At 63.3% G+C, this 14089-nt stretch carries 5 protein-coding genes and 2 rRNA genes; 1 reads left to right on the top strand and 6 read right to left on the bottom strand.

Annotated elements, in window-relative coordinates; translation table 11 throughout:
• Positions 1 to 17: 17 nt before the first annotated feature.
• The 6 genes from CVV72_RS40530 to CVV72_RS40505 all read right to left on the bottom strand — a co-directional run bounded on the left by CVV72_RS40530 (position 18) and on the right by CVV72_RS40505 (position 13385).
• Positions 18 to 3154 (bottom strand): 23S ribosomal RNA (locus CVV72_RS40530).
• 318 nt (positions 3155 to 3472) lie between these two features.
• A 16S ribosomal RNA gene (locus CVV72_RS40525) occupies positions 3473 to 4989 on the bottom strand.
• Together the 16S and 23S rRNA genes form the textbook arrangement of a ribosomal RNA operon.
• A gap of 350 nt (positions 4990 to 5339) precedes the next feature.
• Entirely contained in the window at positions 5340 to 6584 is a 1245-nt protein-coding gene (locus tag CVV72_RS40520; RefSeq protein WP_219150039.1) for a low temperature requirement protein A, read from the bottom strand.
• 456 nt (positions 6585 to 7040) lie between these two features.
• A complete protein-coding gene (locus CVV72_RS40515; protein WP_219150037.1) occupies positions 7041 to 8513 on the bottom strand; it encodes an MFS transporter in 1473 nt (490 codons plus the stop codon).
• Positions 8513 to 12097, bottom strand: a complete 3585-nt coding sequence (dnaE, locus tag CVV72_RS40510) for a DNA polymerase III subunit alpha (protein WP_219150035.1) — start codon at positions 12095 to 12097, stop codon at positions 8513 to 8515. Before dnaE ends, CVV72_RS40515 begins: the two co-directional genes overlap by 1 nt.
• A 202-nt stretch (positions 12098 to 12299) precedes the next feature.
• The gene (locus CVV72_RS40505) at positions 12300 to 13385 is read right to left on the bottom strand and encodes a plasmid pRiA4b ORF-3 family protein (protein ID WP_255632418.1); all 1086 of its coding nucleotides are present in this window, start codon (positions 13383 to 13385) and stop codon (positions 12300 to 12302) included.
• Between the two features lie 131 nt (positions 13386 to 13516).
• Here CVV72_RS40505 and CVV72_RS40500 point away from each other — a divergent pair, with 131 nt between their 5' ends.
• Entirely contained in the window at positions 13517 to 13918 is a 402-nt protein-coding gene (locus tag CVV72_RS40500; RefSeq protein WP_219150033.1) for a nitroreductase/quinone reductase family protein, read from the top strand.
• Positions 13919 to 14089: the final 171 nt, after the last annotated feature.

The following is a 14089-nucleotide window of genomic DNA, read 5'->3' as shown; positions in this document are numbered from 1 at the left end:
GGATGCGTAACATCTTTGTGGGCAAGTCCTCGGCCTATTAGTACCAGTCAACTCGACAACACATTACTGTGCTTCCATTTCTGGCCTATCAACCCAATGGTCTGTTGGGGGCCTTAACCCACAAGGGGTGGGATACCTCATCTTGGAACAGGCTTCCCGCTTAGATGCCTTCAGCGGTTATCCCTTCCGAACGTGGCCAACCAGCCATGCCACTGGCGTGACAACTGGCATACCAGAGGTTCGTCCGTCCCGGTCCTCTCGTACTAGGGACAGCCTTCCTCAAGTATCCTACGCGCGCGGCGGATAGGGACCGAACTGTCTCACGACGTTCTAAACCCAGCTCGCGTGCCGCTTTAATGGGCGAACAGCCCAACCCTTGGGACCTACTCCGGCCCCAGGATGCGACGAGCCGACATCGAGGTGCCAAACCATGCCGTCGATATGGACTCTTGGGCAAGATCAGCCTGTTATCCCCGGGGTACCTTTTATCCGTTGAGCGACACCCCTTCCACCAGGTGGTGCCGGATCACTAGTCCCGACTTTCGTCCCTGCTCGACATGTCTGTCTCACAGTCAAGCTCCCTTGTGCACTTGCACTCAACACCTGATTGCCAACCAGGCTGAGGGAACCTTTGGGCGCCTCCGTTACTCTTTAGGAGGCAACCGCCCCAGTTAAACTACCCATCAGGCACTGTCCCTGAACCAGATCATGGTCCGAGGTTCAGATTCCCAATCCGACCAGAGTGGTATTTCAACAACGACTCCACCAACACTAGCGTGCCAGCTTCACAGTCTCCCACCTATCCTACACAAGCCGAACCGAAAACCAATACCAAACTATAGTAAAGGTCCCGGGGTCTTTCCGTCCTGCCGCGCGTAACGAGCATCTTTACTCGTAGTGCAATTTCGCCGGGCCTGTGGTTGAGACAGCCGGAAAGTCGTTACGCCATTCGTGCAGGTCGGAACTTACCCGACAAGGAATTTCGCTACCTTAGGATGGTTATAGTTACCACCGCCGTTTACTGGCGCTTAAATTCTCAGCTTCACCCCGAAGGGTTAACCGGTCCTCTTAACGTTCCAGCACCGGGCAGGCGTCAGTCCATATACATCGTCTTGCGACTTCGCATGGACCTGTGTTTTTAGTAAACAGTCGCTTTCCGCTGGTCTCTGCGGCCACCCACCCCTAGTCCGCAAGGGACTTCAGAGTGTTTGGCCCCCCTTCTCCCGAAGTTACGGGGGCATTTTGCCGAGTTCCTTAACCACAGTTCACCCGATCGCCTTAGTATTCTCTACCTGACCACCTGTGTTGGTTTGGGGTACGGGCCGTGCACGCACTCGCTAGAGGCTTTTCTCGGCAGCATAGGATCACTCTACTTCGCCTCAATCGGCTACGCATCACGTCTCAACCTTGATGAGCGGCGGATTTGCCTACCACTCGGTCTACACGCTTACACCAGTACTACCACTCACTGGCGGAGCTACCTTCCTGCGTCACCCCATCACTCGACTACTACGGAATCAGATCCCACGCTCCACACAGAAACCTCCGTCCGAAGACATCGGTAACCGGCTTTGGGTGGTTAGTATCAACCGCCTCATCCTGGGCGCACGTGCTCGGGTACGGGAATATCAACCCGTTATCCATCGACTACGCCTGTCGGCCTCGCCTTAGGTCCCGACTTACCCTGGGCGGATTAGCCTGGCCCAGGAACCCTTGGTCATCCGGCGGCAGAGTTTCTCACTCTGCATTCGCTACTCATGCCTGCATTCTCACTCCCACACCCTCCACGACTGGCTTCCGCCGCCGCTTCCCTGGATGCAGGACGCTCCCCTACCCATCCATACCACTGCATCACACTCTCAAGGAGGTGATGGATGTACATGTATGAATGACACAGCTTCGGCGGTGTGCTTAAGCCCCGCTACATTGTCGGCGCAGGACCACTTGACCAGTGAGCTATTACGCACTCTTTCAAGGGTGGCTGCTTCTAAGCCAACCTCCTGGTTGTCTGGGCAATCCCACATCCTTTCCCACTGAGCACACACTTAGGGGCCTTAGCTGGTGTTCTGGGCTGTTTCCCTCTCGACGACGAAGCTTATCCCCCGCCGTCTCACTGCCACACTCTCACACCACGGTATTCGGAGTTTGGTTGATTTCGGTAACCCGGTAAGGCCCCTAGACCATCCAGTAGCTCTACCCCCGTGGAGAAACATGTGACGCTGCACCTAAATGCATTTCGGGGAGAACCAGCTATCACGGAGTTTGATTGGCCTTTCACCCCTACCCACAGCTCATCCCCTCAGTTTTCAACCTAAGTGGGTTCGGCCCTCCACGTCGTCTTACCGACGCTTCAGCCTGGCCATGGGTAGATCACTCCGCTTCGGGTCTAGACCACGCGACTCAATCGCCCTATTCAGACTCGCTTTCGCTACGGCTACCCCACACGGGTTAACCTCGCCACGCAGCACTAACTCGCAGGCTCATTCTTCAAAAGGCACGCCATCACCTCAACATCACAAGGATGTGCTCGGGCTCTGACGGCTTGTAGGCACACGGTTTCAGGTACTCTTTCACTCCCCTCCCGGGGTACTTTTCATCTTTCCCTCACGGTACTAGTCCGCTATCGGTCTTCAGGAAGTATTTAGGCTTACCGGGTGGTCCCGGCAGATTCACAGCAAATTCCACGAGCTCGCTGCTACTCGGGAACACCAAACAAACAATCCACAACGTGTTTTCGCGTACGGGACTCTCACCCACTCCGGTCGCCCATCCCAAGACGTTCCACTAACACGCGCGATCATTCCGAGGACTGTCAGATCCTCGACGCTGGGTCCCACAACACCGCTCATACAACGCCTGACAGCTTGACATATAAACGGTTTAGCCTCTTCCGCTTTCGCTCGCCACTACTCACGGAATCACGGTTGTTTTCTCTTCCTACGGGTACTGAGATGTTTCACTTCCCCGCGTTCCCTCCACACACCCTATATATTCAGATGCGGGTAACACCACATAACTGGTGCTGGGTTTCCCCATTCGGAAATCCTCGGATCACAGCTCGGTTGACAGCTCCCCGAGGCATATCGCAGCCTCCCACGTCCTTCATCGGCTCCTGAAGCCAAGACATCCACCATGTGCCCTTAACAACTTGACCACAAAGATGCTCGCATCCACTCTACAGTTCTCAAACACCACACCAGAAACAAACGTCCCGGGGCGTAAGCCCCTCGGCGTGTTGCCTCAGGACCCAACAGCATGCCAGCGAACAATCCCTCCGACTCCCCAGAAGCACCCGTTCCACGCACCCGAAGATGCAGTACTTGAGCGTCCCAGCAGAAGCCGGCGACACCATAACCAGTAGTTCCACAATTCCTTGAGCAAGCCCGGCAACACCACATTCGGGTGTTGAGCCGTGCCCACTCCACCACCGTTGCTCCGGGTATCCCGGCGGGGTGGATGTGTTGCTCCTTAGAAAGGAGGTGATCCAGCCGCACCTTCCGGTACGGCTACCTTGTTACGACTTCGTCCCAATCGCCAGTCCCACCTTCGACCACTCCCTCTGCAAGCAGTTGGGCCATGGGCTTCGGGTGTTACCGACTTTCATGACGTGACGGGCGGTGTGTACAAGGCCCGGGAACGTATTCACCGCAGCGTTGCTGATCTGCGATTACTAGCGACTCCGACTTCACGCAGTCGAGTTGCAGACTGCGATCCGAACTGAGACCGGCTTTAAGGGATTCGCTCCACCTCGCGGTATCGCAGCCCTCTGTACCAGCCATTGTAGCATGTGTGAAGCCCTGGACATAAGGGGCATGATGACTTGACGTCATCCCCACCTTCCTCCGAGTTGACCCCGGCAGTCTCCCACGAGTCCCCGCCATCACGCGCTGGCAACGTAGGATAAGGGTTGCGCTCGTTGCGGGACTTAACCCAACATCTCACGACACGAGCTGACGACAGCCATGCACCACCTGTACACCAACCACAAGGGAAGCCCTATCTCTAGGGATGTCTGGCGCATGTCAAGCCCAGGTAAGGTTCTTCGCGTTGCATCGAATTAATCCACATGCTCCGCCGCTTGTGCGGGCCCCCGTCAATTCCTTTGAGTTTTAGCCTTGCGGCCGTACTCCCCAGGCGGGGCGCTTAATGCGTTAGCTACGGCACGGACAACGTGGATGTCGCCCACACCTAGCGCCCAACGTTTACAGCGTGGACTACCAGGGTATCTAATCCTGTTCGCTCCCCACGCTTTCGCTCCTCAGCGTCAGTATCGGCCCAGAGACCCGCCTTCGCCACCGGTGTTCCTCCTGATATCTGCGCATTTCACCGCTACACCAGGAATTCCAGTCTCCCCTACCGAACTCAAGTCTGCCCGTATCGCCCGCACGCTCCACGTTAAGCGTGGAGTTTTCACGAACGACGCGACAAACCGCCTACGAGCTCTTTACGCCCAATAATTCCGGACAACGCTCGCACCCTACGTATTACCGCGGCTGCTGGCACGTAGTTAGCCGGTGCTTCTTATCCAGGTACCGTCACTTGCGCTTCGTCCCTGGCGAAAGAGGTTTACAACCCGAAGGCCGTCATCCCTCACGCGGCGTCGCTGCATCAGGCTTGCGCCCATTGTGCAATATTCCCCACTGCTGCCTCCCGTAGGAGTCTGGGCCGTGTCTCAGTCCCAGTGTGGCCGGTCACCCTCTCAGGCCGGCTACCCGTCGTCGCCTTGGTAGGCCATTACCCCACCAACAAGCTGATAGGCCGCGGGCTCATCCTGTACCGCCGGAGCTTTCCACCAAACCCCATGCGAGGCCCGGTCATATCCGGTATTAGACCCAGTTTCCCAGGCTTATCCCAAAGTACAGGGCAGATTGCCCACGTGTTACTCACCCGTTCGCCACTAATCCACCCCGAAAGGCTTCATCGTTCGACTTGCATGTGTTAAGCACGCCGCCAGCGTTCGTCCTGAGCCAGGATCAAACTCTCCAACAATGTCAAATTTGATCGAGGCAAATTTACTTGCTCTCAAAGGAACCTCAAACGAGGTTCAAATACATAAGCTCTACTGGCTTAGTTCACTAGCACACTGTTGAGTTCTCAAGCAACACACCCCAGATCGCACCGCGGCTACACGGCCTTATCCGAAGCAGTCATTTCTTGGCTTTTGTCCGGAGCACACTCTAACACCTGCTCGAAACTGCCGTTTCAGCGGGGGTAGAGTTACCTCTCCGGTTCGGGACCACCCACTCTACCACCATCCGGTGGGAGCTTGGTTCGTGTTCCCGGCGGCCGCTCGGTTTCCCTGGCGACGAAGAGAACATTACACGGCCCGAAACCGGCGTTTACAGGGGGGTCCCTTTTTTCGCGCCGGGGCTCTGACCTGCATCGATCGGGCCCTCACCCGGAACGGGCTCTCCGTGGGTGGCGACCACCGTCAGGACGACCAGGGCGGCGGCGAGCCCGGCGGTGATGTGGATGGGCGCCGGCGTGAACGACGCGCCGAGCACGAGCACCGCGGTCAGTGGGAAGCCGATCGCGATCGGGCGGCATTCGTTGGTGGGCCCGATGTGCATCAGCCAGACGCTGAGCAGATAGATCGCGACGGGCACGGTCGTCGCCATGGCGGCGGGCAGGGACGCGACGTGCCCGGTATGGGTGTCGTAGTCGACCGCGACTTCGAGGCCTGCGCCGAGCGCGGCCGCCGAAGCGAAGATCAGGTAGTGCCCATAACCCCAGCTCGCGACAGTGAACAGGCTTTTCGCCTTCTCTAGGCGAGCATGGCCCGGCTGGTCGAAGTACAGCCACCAGAGGGAGAACACCAGCACGAGCCCGGCGGCGGCGAGCGAAATCAAGCTGCCGGTGTGCTTGCCTTCGTCCAGGCCTTCCTTGATCGCGGTGGTCGCGCCGAGGATGGATTCACCCAGCACGATGATGGTGAACAGGCCGTAGCGCTCGGCGATGTGATGCGGATGCCAGCCCGTCCAGCGCTTGCGTTCGGCGAGCACCGGGACCGCGAGCTCGGCCACCAGGAGCAGGAAGAACGACGGCAGCGCCAAGGACTCCGGAAGACCGAGGCGGACGACCCACAGGATCTGGACGATCGTGATGCCGACGGCGTAGCGCAGCGCGGCCGGACGGCAGTGCGGATCGGTCCGTGCGGCGCGCAGCCACTGCACGACCATCGCCAGCCGCATCAGGACGTAGCCCGCCACCACGATCCCGAAGTCGCCTTCGAAGGCCGAGGAGACACCGGCGGCGACGGTCAGCCCGCCCGCGATCTGGACCAGCGTCACCAGCCGGTACGGAACGTCGTCGGTGTCGAACGACGACGCGAACCAGCTGAAGTTCAGCCAGCCCCACCAGATCGCGAAGAACACCATCCCGAAGCTGAGCACCCCGTGCCCGATGTGGTTTTCGGCGATCGCGTGATGCAGACCGGCGGCGGCCTGCGCGACGGCGACCACGAAACACAGGTCGAACAGCAACTCCAACGGGGTCGCGACCCGGTGCCCTTCACCGGAATCGCGCATCTTCATCGGCCGGTACCAGACCCGCAGCCGACTCCGCCGTGCAGAACTCTCCGCCATCAGTGCTCCTCGCCATGTCGATCTGCGGAGATCTTCGCAGCCGAAGGCGATTCATACACTCGGAGGAACGCGCGGCGGGTGGGTCCGGGCCGGGTGCACCTCCCCAGGCGACCCCGCGCGAACCCACCCGCGCGAATGCCTCACCGGAACTCGGCCCGCCAGTGGTGTTGAGCCGGCCGCCGCCGAACGGTCCCCCGCGGACGCCGACGGCTGTCCACCGGTTCGTGACCGCGGGTGTCCATTCCTGAGAACTCCGGACTCACCACGATCGCTCCCGCCGATCGATCCATCCCCGATCGATCGACAGAAATACCACTGTCGGTAGCCAAGTCACAGCGGTGAAGGCTCCGTTAGGTGTACCCGGTTGCTCTGAGTAGCACCAGAGGATGACTGCTTCAGTCACTCGGATGGAGCATCCGATCTTGCCGAAAGTAGTCATCGGCACGGGCGGAAGACTCAACCGCGTTGACTGTCGGCGGCAGCCCGCTCGGCATCCTCCCGCTCGGTGAGCAAACGCCGCTTCCGACGTGCACGAAGTTCGATCACGGCGAGTAAAAGCGCCGAGCTCGTCAGGACGGCGGCGCACAGCATCGCCGCGGTGAGGGCCGCCGGGTAGCCGCCGTTCGCGCCGAGTACCGCGTGGAAGACCGAGGCCAGCACGACCGTGCCGATCGCGGTGCCGATCCGCTGTCCGGTCTGCAACGCTCCCCCGGCCACCCCGGCCATCGACGTCGGGACGCATTCCAGGGTCAACGTGGTGTTGGGCGAGATGACCATGCCGCCACCGACACCCGCGACGAGCAACGGCAGCGCGAACCACCATCCCGCCGCGGCGCCGGGGTCCTGACCGGCGAGAACGGCGACCGTGACCATCCCGGCGATCACCATCACCAGCCCGGTGACGGTGAGCTTGCGGCCCCACTTCGGCACCAGCCGTCCCGCGATCGCCGCCGACACGGCCGAGCCGAGGGCGAAGGAGGTGACGGCGAGCCCGGACTGCAGTGGCGTGTAACCGAGGCCTTGCTGGAAGAAGATGGCGAAGACCAGCCACATCCCGGTGAACCCGCTGAAGTACAGCGCGCCGACGGCCGCGCCCGTCGCGTAGCCCGGGGTTCCGGTGAACAGGCGGGTGTCCAGCAGCGGCGGACGACCGCGCCGCACCATCGAGCGTTCCCAGCGCACGAACGCGAAACCGAAGACCACCGCGACGAGGAACAGCCACCACAGGCTGCTGAGCCCGCCCTGTTCGGATTCGATCAGCGGAAGCAGGACACCGAGCACGGCGACACCCAGCAGCATGATGCCGACGAAGTCGATCTCGCCCCGCAGGCTTCTCGCCGGTGTCTCCGGTTTCGGCAGCCATCTCAGGGCCAGCGCGAACGCGAGGATCCCGATGGGCACGTTCACGTAGAAGACCCAGCGCCACCCTTCCGGGTCACCGAAGACGGCCAGGATCACGCCGCCGAGCACCGGCCCGACCGCGGTCGAGATCCCGACGGTGGCGCCGAACATGCCGAACGCGCGGCCCCGTTCCGCGCCGCGGAACAGGTCCTGGATCATCCCGCTGTTCTGCGGCGTCATCATGCCCGAGGCGAATCCCTGCAGGAGCCGCGCGATGATCAGCGTCGTCTCGTTCGGTGCCGCGCCGGCGAACGCGCTGGTCAGCACGAACGCGGCGAGCGCGAACAGGAACATGCGGCGGCGGCCGAGCGCGTCACCGAGCCTGCCGCCGGACACCAGCACCAGCCCGAAGGCCAGCGCGTAACCCGAAACCACCCATTGGATCCCGCCGCTCGACGCGCCGAGGTCCTTCTGGATCGAGGGCAGCGCCGTGTTGACGATGCTGACGTCGAGCAGCCCCATGAACCCGGCGGCGAGGGAGACGGCGAGCGCCTTCCAGCGCCGCGGGTCGGGTTCGTAGGCGCTCATCAGGTGCTGGCGGCGATCCCGGGGATGCCCTTGAGCTCACCGATCAGCATCGACGTCACCTTGACCGGGTAGTCGTAGAGCGCGAAGACCGTCTGGTTCTTGCCGACCAGCTTGAGGTGCACCGGCGTCTCGCCCTTGTGCGCCAGCAGGGTCTGCTTCAGCTCGCTGACCACCGACTGGTCGATCTTCTCCGCCGCGGCCAGCAGGACCAAGGGCAGGTCGTCGTCGCCGTTGCCGACCTCGGACAGGTCGAGCGGCACGAGCCCGCCGCCGAAGATGGACATCTTGTCCTCGCGCCAGTTCACCCGGCCCTTGACCAGCACCGCGTTGTCCTCGATGAGGTCGGCGGAGAACATCGCGTACGACTTCGGGAAGTACAGCACCTCGAGCGAGGCGTCCATGTCCTCGATGGTGCAGATCGCCCAGGGCTCGCCCTTCTTGTTGACCCGGCGTTCCAGCGAGGTGATCAGCCCGGAGACGACCAGCTCGCCTTCCTTCGGCGGGTCGGCGAGGATCGCGGCGATCGGCCGCGGCGCGTGTTTGCGCAGGATGCGTTCGGCGCCGTCCAGCGGATGCGCCGAGACGTACAGGCCGAGCATCTCCCGTTCGTAGGCCAGGAGCTGCTTGCGCGGGTACTCCTCTTCGCCGAACTTCAGATGCGCGAGCGGCGAAGAGGACACCGAGGCTTCGGCGTCGTCGTCCCCGCCGAAACCGAAGAGGTCGAACTGGCCCATCGCCTCCTGGCGCTTGAGCGGGACCACGGCCTCGACCGCGTCCTCGTGCACCTGGATCATCGAGAGCCGCGTGTTGCCGAGCGAGTCGAACCCGCCAGCCTTGATCAGCGATTCGATGACCCGCTTGTTGCAGGCCACCAGCTCGGACTTGTCGAGGAAATCGGTGAAGGAGGAGTACTTCCCCTTCTCCTCGCGGGTCTTGATGATCGACTCGACGACGTTCGCGCCGACGTTGCGGACGGCACCCATGCCGAAGCGGATGTCCTCCCCGACGGCCGCGAACCTCAGCGCCGACTCGTTGACGTCCGGCGGGAGCACCTTGATCCCGAGGCGGCGGCATTCCGAGAGGTAGACCGCGGACTTGTCCTTGTTGTCACCGACCGAGGTGAGCAGCGCGGCCATGTACTCCGGCGTGAAGTTCGCCTTGAGGTACGCGGTCCAGTAGGAGATCAGGCCGTACGCGGCCGCGTGACTCTTGTTGAACGCGTAACCGGCGAACGGGAGGATCGTGTCCCAGAGCGCCTTGATCGCCTCGGACGAGAACCCGCCGGGGAGGAGGTCGCTCGACTTCATCCCGGCTTCGAAGCCCTCGAACTCCTTCTCGAGGACTTCCTGCTTCTTCTTACCCATCGCCCGGCGGAGCACGTCCGCGCGACCCATCGAGTAGCCGGCCACCTTCTGGCCGATGTGCATGATCTGCTCCTGATAGACGATCAGGCCGTAGGTGTCGGCCAGGATCTCCTTCAGGGGCTCGTCGAGCTCGGGATGGATCGGCTTGACCTTCTGCCGCCCGTTCTTGCGGTCGGCGTAGTCGTTGTGCGCGTTCATGCCCATCGGGCCGGGGCGGTACAGCGCGCCCACCGCCACGATGTCGTCGAACTGGGTCGGCTGCATGCGGCGCAGCAGGTCACGCATCGGCCCGCCGTCCAGCTGGAACACGCCGAGCGTGTCACCGCGGGACAGCAGTTCGTAGGTCGCCTTGTCGTCGACGCCGAGGGTGTCGAGGTCGATGTCGATCCCGCGGTTGGTCTTGATGTTGTCGATCGCGTCACCGATGACGGTGAGGTTCCGCAGGCCGAGGAAGTCCATCTTCAGCAGGCCGATGGCCTCGCACGACGGGTAGTCCCAGCCGGTGATGATCGAACCGTCGTCACGCTGCCACAGCGGGATGGCGTCGGTCAGCGGGTCGCACGACATGATGACCGCGCAGGCGTGGACGCCGGCGTTGCGGATCAGGCCTTCGAGACCGCGCGCGGTCTCGAAGATCGTCTTGCACTCTTCGTCGGTCTCGACAAGGGCGCGGACTTCGGCCGCTTCGCCGTAGCGCTCGTGCTTCGAGTCGACGATGCCCGAGAGCGGGATGTCCTTCGCCATGATCGGCGGCGGGAGGGCCTTCGAGATCCGGTCCGCGATCGCGTACCCCGGCTGGCCGAAGTGGACGCGGGCGGAGTCCTTGATGGCCGCCTTGGTCTTGATGGTGCCGAAGGTGATGACCTGCGCGACCTTGTCGACGCCGTACTTCTCGGTGGCGTAGCGGATCATCTCGCCGCGACGACGGTCGTCGAAGTCGATGTCGATATCGGGCATCGAGACGCGCTCGGGGTTCAGGAACCGCTCGAACAGCAGCTTCTGCGGGATCGGGTCCAGGTTGGTGATACCGAGGACGTACGCGACCAGCGAGCCGGCGGCGGAACCACGGCCGGGGCCGACGCGGATGCCGACCTTACGGGCGTAGTTGATGAGGTCGGCGACGATGAGGAAGTAGGCGGGGAAGCCCTTCCCGATGATGACGTCGAGCTCGATCTCGATGCGTTCGTTGTAGTACGGGTCCGGGACGCCGTCCGGGTACCGCCACTTGAGGCCGCGCGCGACCTCTTCCCGCAGCCAGGTGCCCTGGTCGTAACCTTCGGGGACCTCGAAGAAGGGCAGCCGGTCCTTGTGCGTGTACACGTCCTTGTAGGACTCGACGCGCTCGGCGATCAGCAGCGTCGAGTCGGCGGCGCCGGGGACCTCCTTGTCCCAGTACTCGCGCATGTCGGCGGCCGACTTCAGGTAGTAACCGTCGCCGTCGAACTTGAACCGGTTCGGGTCGTTCAGCGTCTTGCCCGCCTGCACGCACAGCAGCGCGGAGTGGGTGTCGGCCTGGTCCTTGGTGACGTAGTGCGAGTCGTTGGTGGCCAGCGGCTTGAGGTCGAGCAGCTTGCCGATCTCGAGCAGGCCTTCACGGACCGACCGCTCGATCGGCAGCCCGTGGTCCATCAGCTCGAGGAAGAAGTTGTCGGCGCCGAAGATGTCCTTGTAGTCCGACGCGGCCTGGATCGCCTCGGTGCGCTGCCCCAGCCGCAGCCGCGTCTGCACCTCGCCCGAGGGGCAGCCGGTGGTCGCGATGATGCCGTGATGGTTCTCCGCGATCAGCTCGCGGTCCATCCGGGGCTTGCGGTAGTAGCCCTGCATGCTCGCGAGTGAGGAGAGCTTGAACAAGTTGCGCAGACCGGTGGAGTTCTCGGCGAGCATCGTCATGTGGGTGTAGGCACCACCACCGGAGACGTCACCGCCCTCACCGAACTCGTCGGCGCCACGCTGGTTCGACTGCCCCCAGAAGACCGGCTTCTTGTGGAAGCGGCTCTCCGGCGCGACGTAGGCCTCGATGCCGATGATCGGCTTGAGGTCGTGTTTGACCGCCTGCTGGTAGAACTCGTCCGCGCCGTACATGTTGCCGTGGTCGGTCATCCCGACCGCGGGCATGCCCAGCCGCGCCGCCTCCTTGAACAAGGGGGCGATCTTCGCCGCACCGTCGAGCATCGAGTACTCGGTGTGCACATGCAGGTGGACGAAGGAATCGTTCGACACCAGCGAAAACCTCCCCTAGGCAGACGGATCCCTGGCTGCTTGACGCGGGCCGGTCCTCCCACCTTATGCGCCGAGTCTCGACGGCGCCCGGGCGGGATGGCACCCCGGCGAGGGCCAGTCTCCACCTCCGGCCCGCCCCCGCCAAGCACCGACGCGGTGCGGTTCGCGATGACCTCGGTTACCCCCCGAACGGGGCGCCGGATCAGCTCGGCCGGGCCAGCCGCTCGTTGACCACCTCCCTGTCGAACCACTCCGGATCGAACCCGAAGCCGCCGAGCTCTTCGAGCAGTTCCTCGTTCTCTTCGCCGTCCGGATCGCGCAGTGCCTCCAGCAACATCTCGTAACTCCGCTCGTCTTCGCATTCCGGCGGAGGCGCGGCGCGTTCACCGTCGAGGCAGCTCGGGGCTTCGGGGAGGGAGACCCGCCGCTCGACGCGGATCCAGTGCCGCCAGCTCTCCGCCTCGTAGACGAACCGGTGGCCTGGCGAGCTGACCACCTGACCGAGTGTCACTTCGTCGTCGAAGCGGTCGCCTTCACAGCTCTGCGCGTCGACGCTGAAACCTCCGTAGGCGGTCTCGAACCGGTGATACTCCCGTTCGTCCCGGTCGAACGCGGCCGCGAGGATGCGGTGCAGGCCGGCGAGGGTGACGTCGGAGCGGACTTCGAGCCGCCGCCAGATCGCGTCGTCCGGCTCGGCCAGGGCGACCGCCAGCCAGAGCCCGGTGACCGGCGCGGGCGGGGGCAGGACGAGCGGCAGCGGATCGGCCGACGGTATGCGCGGCAGCGGATCGTAGTCGGGAAGACCGAGCCACCGGCCCAGCTGGGCCGCACGCTCCGGCAGATCGGGCCTCGGATCTCTGCCCAACTTCAAGAGGTCGGGGATCCTCTCCCGAATCCAGGCGGCGCTGTCCGCCCTGACGATCAACGCCGCTTCGACCTGGCTTCGGAACTCCTCAGGGCTCAGCGGTGCCTCGGTCACCTCGAAGCCGCCGCGAAGCACCGCGAGGGCGTCCTCGGGTTCGGGATGGAGCTCGATCACGTCGACCTCGCGACCGTTGACCACCACCTCGACACCCACCGAGCGGTTGCCGGCGGTCAGCGTGGCGGCCAGGACGACCAGGTCCTGATCCACCCGGCCTTGGACGACACAGCCCGAGAGCTCGATCGGCCCGTGGAGCAGCTTCGGCCAGCGCTCCACTCTGGCCACGTCCAGGGGCGGACGTGGCAGGCGGGAGCGCCGGTTCTTCGGTCGTTTGGCGGGCTTGCGGCCGCGGCTGACGGGGGACACGGAACGAGTATCGGCGGAGGCACCGACAGTTTCGGCGCCGTGAGCAGCGCCGATCGGAAAATGCTTGCCGACCTGGGCGTGGATGTGCAGACTGGCCAGCCGCCAAGATCAACCGAACGCCCGGAGAGTTGATGATCGACCTGCAGGCCATGAACGAGCGCGTGATCGCGGAGTTCCGCGCGAACGGCCGCCACGGCGACGGTCTCCCGACGTTGCTGCTCACCACCACCGGCGCCCGCACCGGACGACGGCACGTGACGCCGATGTTGTTCCTGGCCGACGACGATCGCTACATCGTCTTCGCCGCCAACGGTGGCGCTCCCAGGCATCCGGACTGGTACCGCAACCTGGTCGCGGAGCCGTCTGTCGATGTCGAGGCCGACGGAGAGGCCTTCACCGCGCACGCGGTCGAGATCACAGGAGCGGCTCGGGACCGTTTGTACGCGAAGCAGGCGAAGGCGTTCCCGCGGTTGGCCGAGCACCAGTCGAAGACCACGCGGCCGTTCCCGGTGATCGCGCTCCACCGCGTATGACGTTCGCGGCGGCGTCGGTCGCAGGCGAGTCCGTACTGGACACCGGTCTTGTGACACTGGCCACTCGCGCTCGGGAATCCCGTGTCCTCAGGGAGCTCCATGCCTGCGAAGGTGCCCTGTACGGGTTCCTCTTACCTCGCCGAAGGGCGCCTCGCAGGGTGGATCGGGGCG

The sequence above is a fragment of the Amycolatopsis sp. TNS106 genome, from assembly GCF_019330265.1.
GTDB lineage: Bacteria > Actinomycetota > Actinomycetes > Mycobacteriales > Pseudonocardiaceae > Amycolatopsis > Amycolatopsis lurida.
The sequence above is the reverse complement of the archived record's forward strand: the minus strand, read 5'-3'. Positions and strand labels throughout refer to the sequence as shown.